The organism is Escherichia sp. XD33 (genome assembly GCF_019375075.1).
In the GTDB taxonomy this organism is placed as follows: Bacteria; Pseudomonadota; Gammaproteobacteria; order Enterobacterales; family Enterobacteriaceae; genus Enterobacter; species Enterobacter flexneri_A.
The window spans coordinates 1-501 of sequence record NZ_JAENDM010000426.1 but is presented as its reverse complement, the minus strand read 5'-3'; the positions used below and the strand labels follow the sequence as shown (position 1 = coordinate 501).

Annotated in this window: 1 pseudogene; it reads right to left on the bottom strand. The window is 55.7% G+C overall.

Annotated features, from left to right (window positions below):
- Window positions 1–501, bottom strand: a pseudogene (locus K0778_RS27600) (conjugal transfer protein); the annotation flags it as partial.

Below are 501 nucleotides of genomic sequence, written 5' to 3'. Positions count from 1 at the left end.
TAAACTCCATAAGTTCCGGCGCAGGTGATATGTGGCTGTCTGCATCGTGATTTACGGCAACACCATACCCTGCATACCGTAACCCCTTATCGGTCAGTGCACTGATGACCAGCTGGCTGTTATCGGCTGAGGGAACGGCAAACGCGGGATACAGCGTACCATTAAGCCGGACAACACCGCCCAGAGAGTCATCCACGCCCATGACCAGCAAAAGCTGAAGCTGGCGGGTTTCCCGGTCGACAGAACTCATTACCGGCATCAGCGTCGGTGGCAGACGTCCCTGCGTAAAATCCACCTTCCTTGCTGCCAGTGATGGCATGGCTGGCTGGCGGTCTTCTCCAAGACAGAAAGACTCCGGCCATGTCTTCGGCTGGCGGAGATTGCGGGTATGTTGCGGCCATGTCTGGCAAACCTGCGTCAGCAGTTGCTCAAAGGTTGCAGAGGAATAAACACGTTGCAGTGGCGGACGTTGGCCGATTTCGCTTCGGTCACAGATATAAC